The 18700-nt window shown below is 44.2% G+C and carries 15 protein-coding genes; 4 read left to right on the forward strand and 11 right to left on the reverse strand.

Annotated elements, in window-relative coordinates:
* Positions 1–127 precede the first annotated feature (127 nt).
* Entirely contained in the window at positions 128–1384 is a 1257-nt protein-coding gene (locus tag NDJ01_RS12665; protein ID WP_256953358.1) for an MFS transporter permease, read from the forward strand.
* Between the two features lie 114 nt (positions 1385–1498).
* Here NDJ01_RS12665 and NDJ01_RS12670 read toward each other — a convergent pair whose 3' ends face one another.
* From NDJ01_RS12670 to proV, 11 genes are all read right to left on the reverse strand, one after another.
* A complete protein-coding gene (locus NDJ01_RS12670) occupies positions 1499–3448 on the reverse strand; it encodes an LTA synthase family protein (protein ID WP_258586787.1) in 1950 nt (649 codons plus the stop codon).
* Positions 3449–3634: 186 nt separating this feature from the next.
* On the reverse strand, positions 3635–5047 hold the full coding sequence (locus tag NDJ01_RS12675; protein WP_258586788.1) for a HAMP domain-containing sensor histidine kinase: 1413 nt from the start codon (positions 5045–5047) through the stop codon (positions 3635–3637).
* Positions 5037–5693 (reverse strand): response regulator, encoded by a 657-nt coding sequence (locus tag NDJ01_RS12680; RefSeq protein ID WP_005393404.1) that lies wholly within the window; start codon positions 5691–5693, stop codon positions 5037–5039. The genes NDJ01_RS12675 and NDJ01_RS12680 overlap by 11 nt, the downstream gene beginning before the upstream one ends.
* Before the next feature lie 3 nt (positions 5694–5696).
* Complete coding sequence (locus tag NDJ01_RS12685) at positions 5697–6332, reverse strand: hypothetical protein (protein ID WP_258586789.1); 636 nt, start codon at positions 6330–6332, stop codon at positions 5697–5699.
* 14 nt (positions 6333–6346) lie between these two features.
* Entirely contained in the window at positions 6347–7141 is a 795-nt protein-coding gene (locus NDJ01_RS12690; RefSeq protein WP_258586790.1) for an SDR family oxidoreductase, read from the reverse strand.
* 8 nt (positions 7142–7149) lie between these two features.
* A complete protein-coding gene (locus tag NDJ01_RS12695) occupies positions 7150–7833 on the reverse strand; it encodes a TenA family transcriptional regulator (RefSeq protein ID WP_258586791.1) in 684 nt (227 codons plus the stop codon).
* 25 nt (positions 7834–7858) lie between these two features.
* On the reverse strand, positions 7859–9418 hold the full coding sequence (locus tag NDJ01_RS12700; RefSeq protein WP_258586792.1) for an AMP-binding protein: 1560 nt from the start codon (positions 9416–9418) through the stop codon (positions 7859–7861).
* 80 nt (positions 9419–9498) lie between these two features.
* Positions 9499–10110, reverse strand: a complete 612-nt coding sequence (locus NDJ01_RS12705; protein WP_170891395.1) for a thermostable hemolysin — start codon at positions 10108–10110, stop codon at positions 9499–9501.
* 216 nt (positions 10111–10326) lie between these two features.
* Entirely contained in the window at positions 10327–11334 is a 1008-nt protein-coding gene (gene proX, locus NDJ01_RS12710; RefSeq protein WP_005393392.1) for a glycine betaine/L-proline ABC transporter substrate-binding protein ProX, read from the reverse strand.
* Positions 11327–12418, reverse strand: coding sequence for a glycine betaine/L-proline ABC transporter permease ProW (gene proW / locus NDJ01_RS12715; RefSeq protein ID WP_065646778.1), 1092 nt, complete (start codon positions 12416–12418; stop codon positions 11327–11329). Before proW ends, proX begins: the two co-directional genes overlap by 8 nt.
* 4 nt (positions 12419–12422) lie before the next feature.
* On the reverse strand, positions 12423–13610 hold the full coding sequence (gene proV / locus NDJ01_RS12720) for a glycine betaine/L-proline ABC transporter ATP-binding protein ProV (protein WP_005393388.1): 1188 nt from the start codon (positions 13608–13610) through the stop codon (positions 12423–12425).
* Positions 13611–14048: 438 nt separating this feature from the next.
* Here proV and NDJ01_RS12725 point away from each other — a divergent pair, with 438 nt between their 5' ends.
* The 3 genes from NDJ01_RS12725 (at position 14049) to NDJ01_RS12735 (ending at position 18528) form a co-directional block, all read left to right on the forward strand.
* Complete coding sequence (locus tag NDJ01_RS12725) at positions 14049–15929, forward strand: DUF294 nucleotidyltransferase-like domain-containing protein (RefSeq protein WP_005393386.1); 1881 nt, start codon at positions 14049–14051, stop codon at positions 15927–15929.
* Positions 15929–16675: a 3'-5' exonuclease gene (locus tag NDJ01_RS12730; RefSeq protein WP_258586793.1), complete on the forward strand. Its 747-nt coding sequence runs from the start codon at positions 15929–15931 to the stop codon at positions 16673–16675. The genes NDJ01_RS12725 and NDJ01_RS12730 overlap by 1 nt, the downstream gene beginning before the upstream one ends.
* A gap of 191 nt (positions 16676–16866) precedes the next feature.
* Positions 16867–18528, forward strand: coding sequence for a BCCT family transporter (locus NDJ01_RS12735; RefSeq protein WP_005393381.1), 1662 nt, complete (start codon positions 16867–16869; stop codon positions 18526–18528).
* Positions 18529–18700 lie beyond the last annotated feature (172 nt).

The raw sequence follows: 18700 nt of genomic DNA on the forward strand, positions 1-18700 counted from the left end.
TGAAATAGTGAGAAGTATCACTTTCAATTTTATTTGCTCAGGATCGAGCATATGAACATATCGTTTGCTTTGTATTTGATTCCATTTATCTTCTCGACATTTCCTTGTCAAAAGCAATCCCGTTCATATGTGTAAAACGATTAGTTCACTGTTAATTATTATTTTTTGTGTTACATGTTCATTAAGTATTTCAGCAAAAAATATAGAAAAGAAAGAAAGTCAAATTTTAACTATCAATGAAATCAATAATAAAGAAAAAATTCGTGATCTTACAGAAATAGAAAGAGTGAGCCTTTCAACTATCTATCTTCTTTACAAAAATGGAGTGATAACGGAGAGTGAAGCAAACCAAGAGTTTGGACACTTTCTCGAAAATGAAGACAGAAAAAATGCCTTATTGAAACTCGCTCACATTGATGACGCTCAAAAAGAACTGAAGCAAGCCGAAGAAAGCAGTGACTGGGTGAAACTATTTAACTTAGTTAACTTGATGAAACTATGTGGAGTGTTGCTTCTTATCGCTGCTGTTGCTTATTTTATCGCTCAAACCTACGAACTTCTTCAAGATATCGGTAGGGTATTTTGGCGACTTATTTGCACATTACCCGCGATTTGTTACCAGATTCTATTTGTTATCATTGGCTTAACCCTAGCCTTAGTTCCAATGATTATCAGTATCTCAGAAGCGCAATATGTTGTCATTTTTGGTGTGTTGCTCGCTTATGTCGCACTAGTATGGTGGACTATTCATTACGAAGAGCAGTCAGAAATTCTCCTAGAAAAACTCTCCTTGGGTTTACCAATTGGTATGGTTTGGTCTTTTTATCATGCTATTTACTTTGGCTTTTTTGCCATCCGCGAAGAGATCGCATTTTTACAGCTAGTGACATTTTCATGGGTTGTTCTTGGTATTGCAGTGGGAATTTTTAGGTTATTTAACTTTGAGGACAAACCTTACAAAGGAACAAAGTGTTTTTCTTTAGCGTTATCATCGACCATTGTTACTTGCATAATACTATTCTTAAACCAGAGTTCAGATTGGATTACGCCATATTACAAATTTACTTATTATGGGTTAGTGCCATTGCTGTTGTTGTCCTTTTCTATTTCGGGTTTTTATCTACAAAAACCAAGTTGGGTTAAAAAATTTTCAAATATTATGATGTTTTCACTCCTATTTATTAGCGCACCCTTACCAAGTTTTGGTCTGGATAATTTGTACGCTATGATTAATAGTGGTGTATTTGCCTATGGTTTTATCACGATAACAACGATGGTATTTCGGGTCAGTTTTCTGTTTGGCTTGATATCAACAAGCCTCGTTGTTTACGTGTTGGCCTTAGTTATCGAACACAATCCTGAAAAGTTCATTCTCTACATATGAACTACGATTTTCTAGATACAAAGTGTGCGTTCCTCCATGTACTCTAAGAGTGAAGAGTCTTACAGAATAAAGAAAAGGAGCCAGTTGGCTCCTTTTTAACTGAATCAGCGGATATTAGTTGGTACGTTTCGAAGCGTACCAGTTGTTTTGATACGCCTTAGATGCAAACAATGCGTTTGCTTTTGCGCGTTCAATAACGGATTCATCGACTTCTAGCGGTTTCATGGTTTGGCTTTCAAAGTCGTACGCCAGGGTCGATACTTTTTCACCAGGAGAAAGCACAACTAGGTTGTCACGCGTTAAATAACCAAAGTTTTTGTCGTATTGCATCATTGCGCGTTCATCTTCGCGAGCCAGTGGTTTCGTTAAATCACGACCAATCATCGGCGTTTTGGCGTCTACGCCAATAAGAGACAACAGCGTAGGCGGTATATCTATGTTGTTTGCGATACGGTCATCTTTACGTGGTTGAATGTCTTTACCAATGATCAAGGCAGGAATGTGGAAATGCTTAACCGGAACCAAGTTAGCGCCAGACACGCGGGCATCGTGGTCTGCAATGACAATGAAAATAGTATCATCCCAGTAGGATGAGTTTTTCGCCTTTTCAAAGAACGTACCCAAAGCGTAATCTGAATATTTCACCGCGTTGTTACGCGTCATGTGTTCGGAATCGTATGGCTCAATTTTACCTTTCGGATACTCATAAGGACTGTGATTGCTTGACGTAAAAACTAAGCTGAAAAAAGGTTTGTCGCTTTTTGAAAGACGTTCAAACTCTTCGTCTGCTTTGTTGTATAAATCTTCATCACTGACCCCCCAAGAGCCAACAAAGCTTGGGTTATTGTAATCATCTTCTTCGACGATTTGATCAAAACCATTACCGAAGAAGAAGGTTTTCATGTTATCGAAGTTTGCTTCACCGCCATAAATAAATTGCGTGTGATAGCCTTGTGCTTTGAGTAAGTCTGCGATGGTAAAGAAGCCTGTTTGGCTTTTGCTTAGTTTCACCACTGCGCGAGAAGGGGATGGTGGAAAACCCGTGGTTACGGCTTCGATACCACGAACAGAACGAGTACCCGTTGCGTACATTTGCGTGAACTGCCAACCTTCAGCCATGAGTTCATCCAGGTTTGGCGTAAGAGGCAGACCACCCAAAGAACCCACAAATTGCGCTCCTAAGCTCTCTTGTAGCAAGATCACTAAGTTCTTACGTTTACCATGGTAAGTCGCGGGGTTACTGTTCATGGTTGGAAGCAATGTTGGATCAAAGTCGGACTTTTTTGACGAAGCGCGAACTAGCTCCAGCATCTTTTGATTATCCATCTTGCCGTAGAACTGCTCTGCGCTTTTTTCTGACTTCATGCTGTTGACAGCAAACAGCAGTGAGTAAGATGAGTTTAATGCTAAGTCGTTAAGCAGTGGATCGTTAGAAAATGCCACCATGGCAGGGTTTAGTGGGCGGTGGCCTAAAGACGAGCGTGCGCCTGCAACACCAAGAAGTACAACAAAAATGGCTAATAGTGGGCGCCACTTCCAGTTGATCTGCTGTGCATTGTCGGTCAGTTTTTTGCTCCACTTCCAACCCAAAACTAGAGTTAATGCCGTGCCTAACGCGCCAATAAACAGCTCTAGCTTATAGCCAGTCCAAAGCATGCCCATGACCTCTTTCGGATAGATAAGGTATTCCACAAACAGACGGTTTGGGCGTAGGTCATATTCTTGAATGAATGGTGCCGTTGCCAGTTCCATGTAAACGAGAATCCAAAGCCCTAAAACCATCCATATGCGCAATATCCATTTCCAGAAATGCCCAATCTTGCCGTTTAATGGCATTAGGGCTGAAAGCAGTGCAGGGAGGATGAATAACCAGCACAATGTTGCAATGTCTACGCGTAAGCCTTGGCCTAGGATGTAAATTAAGTCGTTGAAAGAGTCAATTCGATCAAGTTGCCAAAAGGCGAGCAAAACGCGTGAGATAGACAAAAATATAAGTGAAAACAAAGAAAAAGCAGCAATTGGCTGCAAAGGCCCCCACACAGAGCCCTTAGATAAGTTTTTCATATTTATTCGAATAGTTTAATTGTTATGTTGTGTTGTTTTTAACAAAGCAAGCGTGAAATAAACGTGAATTATAATGTGGGTTTATGGTCGAGTAGTGTAAGTGTTGGTATGTCTATGTAAGTGTGGAATGAAGCTCATGTTCGGCTGGAACATAAATTAAACAGGTTATGGTCTGTATCGCTTTTGTTAGCACTTTTGGAAAGTGACGACAAACGTATTCCTACTATTTTCTCTGGGAATGAGCTCAAGTGTTGCACGGTGTAGTGCTGTAATGTCTTTGCAAATTGACATCCCTAAACCCGCACCGTCGCCATGTTCGGAATGACCCCGATAAAACTGTTCGAAGATTCTTTCACGACTTTCTTTCGGGATTTCTGGGCCTGTATCGGAAATTAAGACTTTGATTGTATTATTATTCTCTGTGACGCTGACTTGGATGTCACTGCGCTCGCCGGAGTAACGAATCGCATTATCGACGAGGTTACGAAATAACACCTCTAACAACATTCGATCACCGGATATAGCGATGTTGGAAGATGATAAACTGATGTCTTGCTTATGCTTCAATGCTAACGGTGCCAAATCAGCAACAACGGTTTGCAACAAAGGGGTTAGCTCAACGGTGTCGAATACACGTTCTGATAAGCTATCTACTTTAGCTAAAGTCAGTAGCTGATGGATAAGGCGGTCAGTGCGTTCAATGCCTTGCAGAATGTTGTGTAAATCTCCTCTCAGTTGCTCCGGATCATTACTTTCAAGTGCATTTTCTACGTTAAGACGAAGGATTGTTAGTGGGGTTTTTAGTTCATGCGCTGCAGCACGTGTAAAGCGTTTCTCTCTTTGCCAGGCTAACTCTAGTTCAGAGAGGAGAGAGTTGAGCGAATCGACAAGTGGTGCGAGCTCAACGGTGTTGTCTTTTACATGAATGCGATCTAATCGGTGTACGTTTCTTTGTGTGATGGCGGTGCGCAGGTCGTTAATCGGTCGGAAATGTTTATCGATCAACCAAAACAGCAAAAGCAACAAAGTTGGTAGTATCAGCAATTGTTCTATTGATGTGGATAGGGCAATTTCGTGAATGATCTCTTTACGTATCTTGTATTTTTCTGCAACCACGACGTATTCATTATCATGTTTTGTTTGTGGCAGTGAAATCTGAAATGTACGCCATTGTGTGCCGTCTTTTACGATATCAGCGTAGCCGTTATTATCAAAGGATGTAGAGAGTGCGTGCAAGGTTTGATCAGAGCTCCAGATTAGTGTGTTGTCTCGATAGAATTGAAAAACCAAGTTTTGTTCATAAGGGTGGCCGAACGTTGTGACATTGTCATCGTCAGACTTTGACATTGACTCAATGTTTTCCATCCACTCATTAAATAATTCTCGATGGTTAGCGAGAGCCCTCTCTTCCGTTGAAATTGAGAGCGTCAGCAACATTAATTTTGCGGATTGTCCAAGCCTAGCGTCATAAACTTCTTCGACCTCGTGCTTCGCAGATTGGAAACTGAAATAAAGTGAGATGAGTAAGAGAACACTTACCAACACGCCTACTGATAGAGTTAACTGACGTTTGATCGAGTACGACTTCTTATCTTTCAAGAATGTACCCCACACCGCGAATATTTTTAATGACCACTTTGGGCGCTTTTTTACGCAAATTGTGAATATGAACTTCGATAGCGTTGTCGCTTGAACCTTCATCCCAGCCGTGTAGTGATTGTTGCAATTGCTCCTTACTTTGCACGCGTCCGGCGTTCGTCATCAAGCTGGTGAGGATTTTAAATTCATTGCGTGTGAGTTTAAGCGGCGCGTCATCGTAGCGAATGCTTTGTTCCGATAAGGATAAAGATAACTGCCCAACTTGAATGATTTCTTCTGCACTACCGGATTGACGGCGAATCAACACACGCAAGCGAGCGAGCAACTCTTCGAGTGCAAACGGTTTTCCGAGGTAATCATCTGCGCCGCCATCAAGGCCTTGAACGCGATCGCGAATGTCGTCTCGTGCGGTAAGTATCATCACGGGGAGCTTAAATCCGCCTTTGCGAATATTACGCAGAACTTCCAATCCATCGATATCGGGGAGAGTGAGATCCAATATTACGGCGGTGAACGCTTCTGTTTTGAGTGCGCTAGTCACGCCAGAGCCTTTTTCCACCCAATCCACGGTGTACCCATGGCGACTTAATGAAGTCACCATGGATTGACCGAGTAGTTTGTCATCTTCTACGAGTAATAAGCGCATGGATTATTTCAAACTCCCAAGAGTCGCTTCAATTTCCAGTTTTCGACCTTTATCAGCCAAAGGTCGGTCAGGGCGAGGTGACGCCTGCATTGCGCGAGTCAAATACACTTTCGCTTCCTTGTCTCGACCTTCTTCTGCAAGGAAGTCTCCATAAAAATAGTTCGGATCGATGCCTTTTGGATTGATCTCTAACGCTTTTTTCAACATTTCTTCGGCTTTATCGTCATCACCAAAGCCAATTGGCCACCCCGGAACTTTGTAATACAGAGAACCTAAACTGGTGTATGCAGATCCATCAAGCGCTTGCGGTGAAGTTGCGATTACCCCTTCGAGTAAAGATTTGGCTTCTTTGGCGAGTGATAGTGCACCCAAGCCACCTTGAGCACCAGCCAGCGATGCTTTATTGATTGCCAGCCAAACAGTGAGTTCGGGATTGCCCGGTTCTCTGTCGAGATAAATACTGGTTTTGGCAATCGCACGATGGAAGCATTGTTCCTTTTCGTCACCGTCAGGCGTGCTGTACTGACATTCCGCCCATTTCTTTTGAACCTGTTGCAATGGAGCATTACCTGCCAACGCAACGGTCGAAGCTAACGTTGAACAAACCGTCAAAGCGCAAAGTAGTTGTTTGGTATTCATCGTCCATGTCCTCTTCAATGACTGACTCGGTTTACGTATTGGTGAATGGTTTCTTGTTGCTTACGAATCGCAGAAGAAACCACACTTGGAAGCAGTTGATTGATGCGCGCAAAAAGCTTTTCTGGCCAACCAATCCATTTCGCGGAAATTTCTTTTTCCAACATGGTGACAACGTGATCGGCTACAACTTGCGGCGAGTCCGTTTTGTTACCCAGTTGTCGATTCATTTCATTGACGGCATCGCTATTGAGCGAGGTTTCTGTCGCTCTTGGTGCCAAATACAGCGCACGGATTCCGGTTGCGAACAGCTCTCTGTCGAGCGATTCGGTAAAACGGTGCAACCCCGCTTTTGCCGCGCAATAGGAGGTATAGCCTGGGTAGCCAATTGAGCCGAATGTTGAACCAATATTGAGAATCACCCCAGGTTGCTTTAACCACGTCAACGCCGATTGGCACAGTAGCATCGGCGCAACGAGATTGAGCTGGATTTCGTCTGCAATCTGCGTTGGTCGTTTGTGGCTTAACAACGAGAAATCGTTGCTGCCCGCATTGTTAATCAGTGCGTCCACTTTTTGATGTTGGCGTGCTCGATCTTTAATCGCAGTTAATCCTTCTGATGAGGTGATGTCTGCAACGACTAGGTTATGGCGCTCTGGATTCGACAGTTCACGCTGTAGTGTTTGCAAGCTCTCTTCGTTTCTCCCAACAAGAATGAGGTTGGCACCGCGTTTTGCTAACTCTTGCGCGATGGCTTGCCCAATTCCGCCCGTTGCGCCTGTCAGGAGAATGGTGCTGTTGTTAATGATCATGCTTCACCTCACGCCGCTTGTTGGGTTGAGAAAGAAGGCAAAGAACGCAGCATTTGTCCGTACAATGCGAACACCATTTTTGCGGAGTCGATGATGACTTGTTGATCTTCCACTTTGGTGATTTTGTTCATCAGTGATTCAAAAAATTTCAGATGATCTTGGTCTAACACGCTGTGTGAAATTAGGTAAGTCATTGCTGAAGGCGGTAGGCTTAACGTTGACTGGATTTTTTCTGCCATTTGGCCACCAATACCGACGCTGGTGCCTTCTAATACCCACACCATGCCAAACAGCGCGAGTGGGTTGTGGCGGTCAATATTGTGGTAAAGGTAGGAAACCATTAATTCAATCGGCGCACCGACTTGACCTACATCTTTGTTATTGCGCACCGCTTCGGCATCGCCGCCGCACGCTTTGATGTCATTTAAAATCCATTCTTGATGGCCTTTCTCTTCCTCGATGTACTCGGCAATGGCATCTCGTACCCATTCGTATTCGCCAGATAGTCGGCCTCCACACGCCATCAGCAAGGGAACAGTGTGCTTAACGTGATGGTAAGCTTGGGTTAGAAAGGCGATATACATATCTTTGGAAATGTTGCCTTGTTGAACGTCTGCGATGACTGGCGCAGTTAACATTGCTTGTTGAGCAGCGGCAGTGCTTTGTTTGAGTTGTTCGAAAAATAAAGTCATAACCTTCTCCTTAAGAAGCCGTTAACTAAGATGCAGTTTGGAAAGACGTAATGTGTTGCTGGAAGGGCAAATCGATGCGTTGGAGCTTTTGCGCTTGCAGCGTTAATTCAGGCGTTGTGCTCGCTAATAACTGAGCCACATCATGTTCGATTTGATTTCGTTTGAGCTTGCCGTTATCCGTGTACCAACCAGAGATGGCTCGTGGGTTGTCCAGCAGCAATAAGGTTCGGATTTGAGCGTAATCGGGTAGGGTTCGGTTTAATGCATGAACCTTTGCTTCGACGTCTTCGCTATTGGCAATGACAGCACATAATGTTTGTTGGCTATCACCTGTAACGATCAGTGGCGTCATCGGCAAATACGCCAACGCTTCTGATTCAATCCACTCCGGTGAGACATTTCTGCCGTATGCGGTGACGATAAGGTTCTTCTTACGCCCCGAGAGAGTGACAAAACCTTGTGCGTCAATTTGGGCTAAGTCGCCAGTCGCTAACCATTCTTGAGTAAACGGCTCATTCAAATAACCAAGAGCAACGTTGCCTTTGACGAGCAGTTCACCATCTTCCGCGATACGAATCTGAGCGTGGGGAAGCGGTTTGCCACACGTTCCTGCTTTAAATGCGGCTGGTGTATTCAAACAAACGACGGAGCCACATTCAGACAAGCCATAACCTTCAAATGCAGGGATGTTCAGCGCATGCGCGGTGTTAATCAGTTGTGGCGATACTCTTGCACCGCCAACGGCGACAAATTTTAGAGAATCCACAAGAGAGGGCTGCTGTTTCGCGATGTGAATGAGCGCAAGCAATAAAGCCGGTGTTAGCACTAAACTTTCTGGTTTGATGGTCGCTAATGCTTGTGCAAACAAACGCGGTTCGAATTGGCTTGAACCGAGTAGGCCGGTTTGCTCTCCGGGTAAAATATATGACGTCACGCCCAACATGAGTGGTACATAAACACCGGTTATGTTCTCGAGAAGCGTCGATAACGGAAGCAGTACTAAGTGCGAGTGCGCCGTGCTATTTACTGCATCGGCGAGCGATTTCGCCACCAAACACAAATGATCATTGCTTAAACACACGCCTTTAGGCTGACCAGTCGAGCCAGACGTAAATGTGATTTTTCCGGTTTCTGGTAGATAAGCTGCCTGTGTATCTTCATCTCCCAACTGGTTACGACGCAGCAAAGGCAAATTGGTAATGGAAAACGGATGGTCTTGCTGATTAAAGCTTTGCTTAGGGTTAGAAGCCAACCATGCTTGCCAATCGCCGACTAAAGCATCGACGCGTGATTGCTCCAACGTATGTTCAACCTGTGCATCAGAGAAAAAAGTCGGAATAGGTACGACGACTATGTCTGCCGCCATCGCCGCCAAATCAACAATGGCCCAATTGATGCTGTTTTCTGCGCGTAGCGCGAGTGCTTTGATGTTCTGTGCAATAAGTTCGGCGGCAACGAGTTCGATCTTGTTTAACAATTCAGAGTAAGTCAGTTCAACGGTTTGATTCGCTTCGTAGCCGACAAGTGCTACTCGGCATGGTGTCGTTTTTGCCCATTTTGTAATGGCATCGAGGAGAATATTCATACGTCACCTATATTCTGGCGTGGTGTTTAACCAAGTTGTTCTGGTTGTGTTTGCGGTTTTAACGACGTTTACTTTTCTATCTAGGCTTGTTTGCGTTTTCTTTCTTGGACTAATCGAAGGCGTTCGAGTCCTTTTTGCAAATTGCCAGCTAACACACGCGGTTGATGCTCGTAGTACGCCCCCCAAGTGGACTCGGCATCGGGGACTTTATTTTGATCGGCCTGCGCGATGATATGAGGCTCCAATCCTAGGCGCGCCATCATGGCGTGAAGTGGGTCTGTCGCGGTGAAGATGCACCATTCAAAACCGAGATTGACCAGCATTTCTGCGATGAGGTAGAAGTGCAGAGATGACATGCCTTTAGCGAAAGATGCCAAGTGACCAAACTCCACTAAGTTCGAACGTTTTACGTCGCAGTTAAATACGTTAGAAACCAGCTTTTGGGCGTCGTCTTCTAAATACTGTTCAAGGAACAAGGGTTCATCTTCGGCGATGCGAAAGCCACATACGGAAACAATGTGAGCGCCTTCGATGAGGGTTAAATACGCCGGCATAAACTGTTTGAGCTCGGCAAAAAATGCTTCTTGATAACGCTGAGAAACATGCTCGATAACTTGGCTCCAAAGCGGATGCATTGGATAGACGATGTCTAAAGTAAAGCCATCTGCAGAAATTTGTGCATGGTGTTTCATGAGCGCTTCCTTTGTTTGATTGGTTATCAACAAAATAAAACGCGAAACTTAAGAAACTCTTAAGGAATGAAATTAAGTAGAAACTTTAAGAAAATACTGAGGAGCAGAGCTCAATATTGTTGCAACCCTTTTTACTACGGTGAATAAAATAAGAGCCAACCGATGTGATCGGTTGGCTCTAAAGTTAGGTGTCACGTATTTTAATGGTTGTGCCGATTACATGGCTGCTTTTTTAGCTTCGTCTACCCATGCGTCGAACTTTTTCTGGTTCGCTTTGATCCAGCCATTTACATGAGACTCGATGTCTGCTGAGCTGTTCTTACCTTGGCTCATCATCATATTCTGCGCACTAACATCATTGATGTTTAGCTTGATGATTTCAAACAGCTTCGCTGCTGCTGGGTTCTTTTCAGTAAACTCTTTGTTCGCAACGATGCGCATAGAGTTCATCTCAAAGCCGTAGTTCTTACCGTTCTCTAGTGTTGTGTCGATGTCCTTACGCTCACCGGGAAGTGAAGAGAATGGCACTTCTAACCAAACAACATCTTTACCCGGAACTAAGACGCCACTTACCCAGTAAGGTGTCCAAGTGTAGTAAAGAATCGGATCGCCTTTTTTGTAACGAGAAATCGTGTCAGCGATAATCGCAGCGTAGTTACCTTGGTTGTGCGTTACTGTGTCACGAAGCTTGAACGCATCCAACTGATGCTCAACGACCATTTCACAACCCCAACCTGGGTTACAACCTGTTAAGTCCGCTTTACCGTCACCGTTGGCATCGAAAAGCTTGGCCAGTTTTGGATCTTTTAATTGACCAATATTTGTGATGCCATATTTTTCAGCGGTTTTTTTATCGATCAAGTAACCTTGCGCAGCACCACTTACATATTGACCTTTGCGGAAAAACTTATCATCACCGCCAGACATCGTGTACTTATCGGCGTGAAGAGGGAACCAACCTACAGCTAAGAAAGTGGCGTCGCCTTTAGCAATAGAGGTATAGCCTACGTTGTAATCGACTTCTTTAGTCGGTTTTACATCGTAACCAAGCTCTTCAAGTGCACGGTTTACGATCAATGTTTGAAACGTTTCCTCTGCAACGGTTGATTGAACTGGCTGAACAGTCACACCTTCACCCGGTAGTTCGCTTGCCACACCATAAGTTGAAAATGCGATAGTACTTAGAGCTCCAACAGAGAGCGCTTTCTTCCATGAATTATTCATTGATGTTTCTCCTAAGTTTTAGATCGTCTTGGTTCGTCTTTGTTTTCAGTTTTAATAGGTATGAAACAGGACCTGTGTGATACCAGCGAAGCTTGGTGTTACCCGCATTAACCCCTAATACTTGGGTAATACGGTCTAATAAAATGGCAAGAATTACGATGCCTAAGCCACCGACGGCAGCAAGACCCATATCAAGTCGGCCGATACCACGAAGTACCATTTGGCCCAAGCCGCCAACCGCAATCATTGAAGCGATCACGACCATAGAAAGTGAAAGCATCAAGGTTTGGTTTACCCCTGCCATAATCGTTGGTAACGCCAATGGCAATTGGATGCGGTAAAGCATCTGTTTTTTGTTTGCCCCGAAAGAGTGGCCCGCTTCGATCAGCTCTTCAGGTACTTGCTGAATCCCTAAAATAGTCAGGCGCACAACGGGAGGCAGTGCGAAAATGATGGTTACTACAACGCCAGGAACGTTACCAATACCGAATAGCATAACGATTGGGACTAGATAAACGAACGCGGGGGTCGTTTGCATTGCATCGAGTATTGGTCTAACAAATTTGGCTGCGGTTTGGCTTCTCGCCAACCATATCCCCATCGGTAGCCCGATAAGCAAACAGAAGAAGACGGCGGTTAAAACCAGTGCGAGCGTTGTCATCGCCTGTGACCACGCACCAATTAGGCCGATAAAAACAAGGGATACAAGTGTTGAAAAACCGAGTTTTACATTGGAAAACTGCCACGCCAGCAAAAATAAAATGAGCACCATGATAGGCGCAGGTGTGGACACCAAAGCAGTTTCAAACGAGGTAAGAATAAAGTCGATTGGAACTCGAATTGCTTGGAAAACAGGGCGACCATGTTCCACCAACCAGTTCAATCCCGATTCTACCCAGCTATCAAGCGGTAGAACCGCATCTTGGAATGGGTTCATAATGTCGAATGGCGCTTGCTCTACAGTTTCTGAGCTTAACCAGTCATTACTTGGGGCAGCGTCAGCACCTGTACCTTGTGACCAAGGATCATCTTGTGCAGGAGCGGTATTCGACCAGGGATCATTGTTAGTTTGCTCTGAAGACATCGTGTTAATCCTTATCTAGTGTTTGTAGAAGACGTGATTTAGTCACGACACCAAAGTAAGTACCTTGCTCATCAACGACAGGTACGGCATAAGGAACGCCTGCAACTAGCCCCAAAATGTCATTGATTGACTGCTCTGGCTGAAGAGTGACTTCATCCGTCAATTGAGCACTGGCTAGAGAGCGGTTTTCTTTGTGAGCCAAACGTAGTGAGTCAAGAGACACGATGCCGGAATATCGGCTAGATTTATCGACGACAATGCCGTAATCACGGTCATGATCCATCAGAATCTGCATCGCGGAGCCTGGGCCATCATTTTCCGATTTCTTAAAGACGGCGGCTGGCTTCTTGCGAGCGATATCTTTTGCTGTCAAGACACTTGCGATGTTTACGCCGCGGAAAAACGCTTCGACATAATCATTTGCTGGACTGTGCAATATTTCATCAGGTGTGCCAACCTGAACAACCTCACCGTTTTGCATGATGGCGATACGATCACCAATACGCATTGCTTCATCCAAATCATGAGAGATGAATACAATTGTGCGTTTGTCATCGTTTTGTAGACGAATAAGCTCATCCTGCATCTCAGAACGGATTAATGGGTCTAAAGCGGAAAACGCCTCGTCCATTAATAGAATGTCTGGGTCACAAGCCAATGCCCTTGCTAAACCCACGCGCTGTTTCATACCACCGGATAACTCGTCAGGGAAAGATTCTGCATAAGGGTCTAAGCCAACTCTTTCCAAGGCGGAAAGGGCACTTTTCTGACGTTCATTAACATCAATGCCAGCAAGTTCTAAACCGAATGCAGCGTTTTCGATCACCGTCATGTGAGGCATAAGTGCGAAACTTTGAAACACCATTGAGATATTGTTGCGACGAACTTCTCGAAGTTCGTCTTCAGAGATATGGGCAATATCTTTCCCTTTGAGATAAACACTGCCTTTCGTTGGCTCAATGAGTCGGTTTAGGAGTCGAACGAGAGTAGATTTTCCCGAACCAGAAAGCCCCATGATTACGAAAATTTCACCTTCGTTAATGGTGAGAGATACATCGTTTACGCCGACTGTTAAACCTGTCTGTTCAAAAATACCGTCCTTATCGATACCTTTTTCGATAAGCGAGAAGGCTCTTTCTGGGTCTTCTCCAAACACTTTATACAGTCCCTTAACTTCCAGTATGGGATCCATGTTATCTGTCCTTTTTTGTGTGTTTATAACTGTTTAACGATTTGTACTCTAATTAATTTTAGTTCAACTTTCAACGAATGGGGTTCGGTTAACTGGATTTTATGTGCATACAATGAACAATGAAGGAGGTGTGGTCAAATGGTGTTTTTATTAATTAAAATAGATACTTACGGTTGGTCTTGTCTTTGCATAACTTTTCTATGACATTGGTTTGAATTTATTTTGAAGTTTTTAGTACATTTCAACTCAGCCCACCTGCATAGCTATAAGGAGAAATAGATTAGAGGTCTATATTTAAAAACGTTAGAGCTCTAATTTTTGATTGGAGTTTTATTCTGCGAACTGGGTTAGGTGTTGTTATTCTTAGATTTATTCATTGATTGATTTCAATCTTGGTGATATTTATCGCTGTAGTTTAGGCAACGTATGGAATAAAAGATGGAAGCCGAACAGTTAGAAGTGCTCAACTTCATTAGTCAGTACCCACCTTTCGATGATCTACCCGAAGAGCAGTTAAAAAAGATCGCTCTAAATGCCGAGGTTGCATACTTTCGGCAAGGCACAGAGATACTCAATTTTGGAGACACGATCCGCGACTTATATATGGTGAGAAGCGGCGCTGTGGAGATCTACCGACGTAAAGGCGAACTCTATAACAGGATTGACGCTGGTGGACTGTTTGGACAGATGGGGTTGTTAATGAACAACCGTGTGCGTATGCCGGCCAAAGCGATAGAAGACACCTTGGTTTACTGTATTCCGGAGGGTATTTTCAACGAGCTTTGTGACGAGTTTGAAAACTTTGCTGACTACATGGAACTGGAAGACAGCGCGCGTTTGCGAAGCGCAATATCCAGCCGCTCAGAAAGCAATGACTTTACCACTGCCAAGGCACGTAAGATCTTAGCGAGAGATCCGGTAACGTTGGAGGCGACGGCATCGATTCAAGAAGCCGCGATACTGATGGCGGAGGAAAATGTCACCTCTTTGCTTATTGTTCGCCCAGCAGAAGAACTCACAGAAGAAGATGATGAACAACTACTTGGAATATTGACTGATCGCGATCTATGTATTCGCGTATTAGCTCAGGGCATTGATACCAATATCCCAGTGAGTGAGGTCATGAGTTATGACGTGGTGTCTCTGGATTACAACGCTTATGTCTTTGAAGCCATGTTAACCATGCTGCGCTACAACGTGCACCATCTCCCTATTTTAAAAGATAAAAAGCCGATAGGAATTATTGGCATGACGGATATTGTCCGTTATGAATCTCAAAACAGTTTGTTACTCGTTAGCTCCATCTTCCAACAAACCAGCGTTGAAGATCTCAAGCAAGTTTCTGAACAAGTGAAAGACTGCTTTGTACGAATGGTGAATGAAGATGCCAACGCTCACATGATTGGTCGAGCCATGTCGGTAATTGGTAGTAGCTTTAAACAGCGTTTAGCTGAATTAGCAGAGCAAGAGCTTGGCCCTGCGCCAATTCCGTATTGTTTGGTCGCTATGGGATCGATGGCCAGGGATGAGCAGTTAATTGTAACGGACCAAGACAACGCCCTTATTCTCGACAACAGTTATGATGTTGAGATGCACGGGGAGTACTTTGAAAAGTTTGCCAAATTTGTTTGTGATGGTTTAGCAGCATGCGGCTATGCTTACTGTACTGGCGACATTATGGCAACCAATCCAGAGTGGCGAAAAACCCGAGCGGAGTGGGAGGAGTGCTTTGGCAACTGGATAGATAACCCAACTCCTGAAAGGTTGTTAAACAGTAATATCTTTTTTGATTTATTAGGTGTTCATGGGCGAGTGAAGTGGGCGGAACAATTAAGCAGCTTTATTGTTAGGCGCGCGAAAAGAAACAACCGCTTCCTTGCATGTATGGCTTACAACGCGATACGTCGTACACCGCCATTGGGCTTCTTCAAAGATTTTGTTATGGAGAAAGATGGTCGTCACCGCAATTCTATTAACTTGAAAAGAAGAGGTACTGCGCCATTGGCAGATTTGATTCGAGTACATTCATTAGCAATTGGTTCCCGTTCGCAAAACTCGTTCGACCGTTTAGACGATATCAATGATGCGGGCATTTTACCTAAAGGTCGAGGAATGGACTTGAGGGATGCAATGGAATTGATCTACATGGTTCGAATTCGTCATCAAGCACTCGATATCGAAAATGGAGATGAACCAGATAACAACATTGAGCCAGAGAACATGTCAGAGTTTGAGCGCCGAAACTTAAAAGCTGCTTTCCAAATCCTTAGTAATGCACAGAACTTCATCAAGTTCCGATACCAGAGAAGTAGCAAATAATGTGGTTCTCAAAAAAGGCAGCAAAAGATCAGCCGTTGTTGGATACGTCTCGGACGCCAGAGTGGTCAACGTTATTCAAACAGCTCGCGACCGAAGCAAGAGACGAGAGACTCAAACGTTATTACTCGACACCGATGGTTAATGGGGAAACCCCAGTTGAGGAAGTGCCATTTGTCTCGGTAGATTTTGAAACGACAGGTTTGAATGCGGAAGAGGATGCAATTCTCACGATTGGACTTGTGCCGTTTACCATTGATCGTGTTCAATGTGGTGGCTCTGCGCATTGGGTTGTTAACCCTAATCGTGAGTTAAACGAAGAGTCAGTCGTGATTCATGGCATCACTGATTCTGAAGTCAAAAACGCGCCCCAATTAACCCACATTTTAGGGGAAATATTGGATGCGCTGTCAGGCAAAGTTGTGCTTGTTCATTATAAAAATATCGAAAGGCAGTTTTTTAATAACGCGTTGCTAAATAGCATTGGGGAGGGGATACAGTTTCCCGTTGTCGATACGCTAGACATTGAACACGCGATACAGCGCCGTGAATGCAGTGGCCTATTCAATAAGTTAAAAGGTAAGAAGCCAGGCTCTGTCAGGCTGGGGCATGCTCGTGAAAGGTATCACCTTCCTGCTTATCAACCTCATCATGCTTTGACCGATGCGCTGGCAACTGCTGAACTGTTTCAAGCACAGTTGCAATATCATTTTAATCGAAGCATGCCAATCTCTTCGATTTGGCAATAAGCGTTGTTTATGATGAAGACAATAAAATGCAATGAAAGGTAGGGGGCTTTGCGATTATGATGGCGGACTGAGTAACCGCTTATAAGAACTATGTTTTTTGAACATGTGCTTGGTAGTGATGGGAGGTTTCATCACTCAAACTCCGACGAAAGTAATTTAAATTTGGTCACGTATTTTTAAGGAGATTATCCGTGAGCACCGATAATAACGGTGGCATTCAACGCCCCGATGGAAAGGTAAACGCGATAGACACTGACTATCAAATTGGTCAGGATAACGTCGCGTTAAAAGTAGGCCCGTTTGGCCTTGATATTCATAACCGTGTTTTTGCAATTTCTGGTTTAGCAATCATCCTATTTGTTGTAGTAACACTATTATTTCGAGAACAGGTAGAGCCGTTTTTCGCAGATCTAAGAGCGGGTTTGTTACACCATTTGGATTGGTTCTTTCTCGCATCTGGTAATATTTTTGTCATTGTCTGTGTTGGGTTGATTTTTACACCGCTAGGTCGTGTACGAATCGGCGGTACAGAAGCGACGCCAGATTATTCCTATGCGGGTTGGCTGGCAATGCTCTTTGCAGCAGGTATGGGTATCGGTCTGGTGTTCTTTGGTGTATCAGAACCTATGTCTCATTTTAGTTCTGCTATTGGTGGCGTGAACGTTGAGAATGGTGTTCGTACTGACTGGGCCCCTCTAGGTGGTGCAGAAGGCGATGCAAGTGCTGCATCTGCACTAGGCATGGCGGCGACGATTTACCACTGGGCGCTTCATCCGTGGTCAATCTATGCGCTATTGGCCCTTGGTTTGGCGATTTTCTCGTTTAACAAAGGCTTACCACTTACCATGCGATCCATTTTTTACCCACTGTTTGGTGAGCGTGTATGGGGTTGGACTGGTCACATTATCGACATTCTTGCTGTTGTAGCGACAGTTTTTGGTCTGGCAACGTCCCTAGGTTACGGTGCGTCTCAAGCCGCAACGGGTTTGAACTTCCTGTTTGATGTTCCAATGACGAATACTACGCAGGTACTATTGATTATTGGCATCACCGCACTCGCTTTAATCTCAGTTGTTGCGGGACTAGACAAAGGCGTGAAAATCTTATCTGAGATCAACATGGGTCTCGCTGCGCTTTTACTGCTTTTTGTTATTGTTGTCGGCCCGACGATCGCGATTTTAACGGGCTTCTTCGAAAATATAGTGTCATATGTGGCTAATATTCCTGCCCTATCAATGCCATTTGGACGAGAAGACGTAAACTATTCTCAAGGTTGGACAGCATTCTACTGGGCTTGGTGGATTTCTTGGTCACCATTTGTAGGTATGTTCATTGCGCGTGTATCTCGTGGTCGTTCAGTTCGTGAGTTCATTATTTGCGTTATCCTTATCCCTTCTTCTGTTTGTGTGTTATGGATGACCGCTTTTGGTGGTAACGCTATAAGCCAATACGTGAGCGATGGTTATGAAGCCGTGTTCAACGCGGAATTACCGTTAAAACTATTTGCCATGTTAGATGTGATGCCTCTAGCTGAAATTACATCTTTCGTCGGTATTATTTTGGTGGTGGTATTCTTCATTACCTCTTCAGACTCTGGTTCACTGGTTATTGATACTATTGCTGCGGGCGGTAAGGTCGATGCGCCAACGCCTCAACGCGTGTTCTGGTGTACGTTTGAAGGCTTAGTTGCGATTGCATTGATGCTTGGTGGTGGCCTAGCGGCAGCTCAAGCAATGGCCGTGACCACAGGCCTACCATTTACGATTGTTCTGCTTGTTGCAACGGTTTCCCTAGTAAAAGGCCTGATGGATGAACCTCGTCCAAAAGCGGTTTCTAAGAAGAAATCGAAATAACCAACATCAGCAGTTAAATATTTGAATAAAGCGGCATGCGAAAGCATGCCGCTTTTTTTTATTTTTGAATTTTTGCTGAGAAATGAAGACCATGGAGGACTGTTTTTTCTGTTCGTTTTTTATACTTATTCTTTAAGTGATTTTTTAATAAATTAGACCTCGAACTATTTTA

The sequence above is a fragment of the Vibrio sp. HS-50-1 genome (assembly GCF_024747315.1).
Taxonomy (GTDB): Bacteria; Pseudomonadota; Gammaproteobacteria; order Enterobacterales; family Vibrionaceae; genus Vibrio; species Vibrio diabolicus.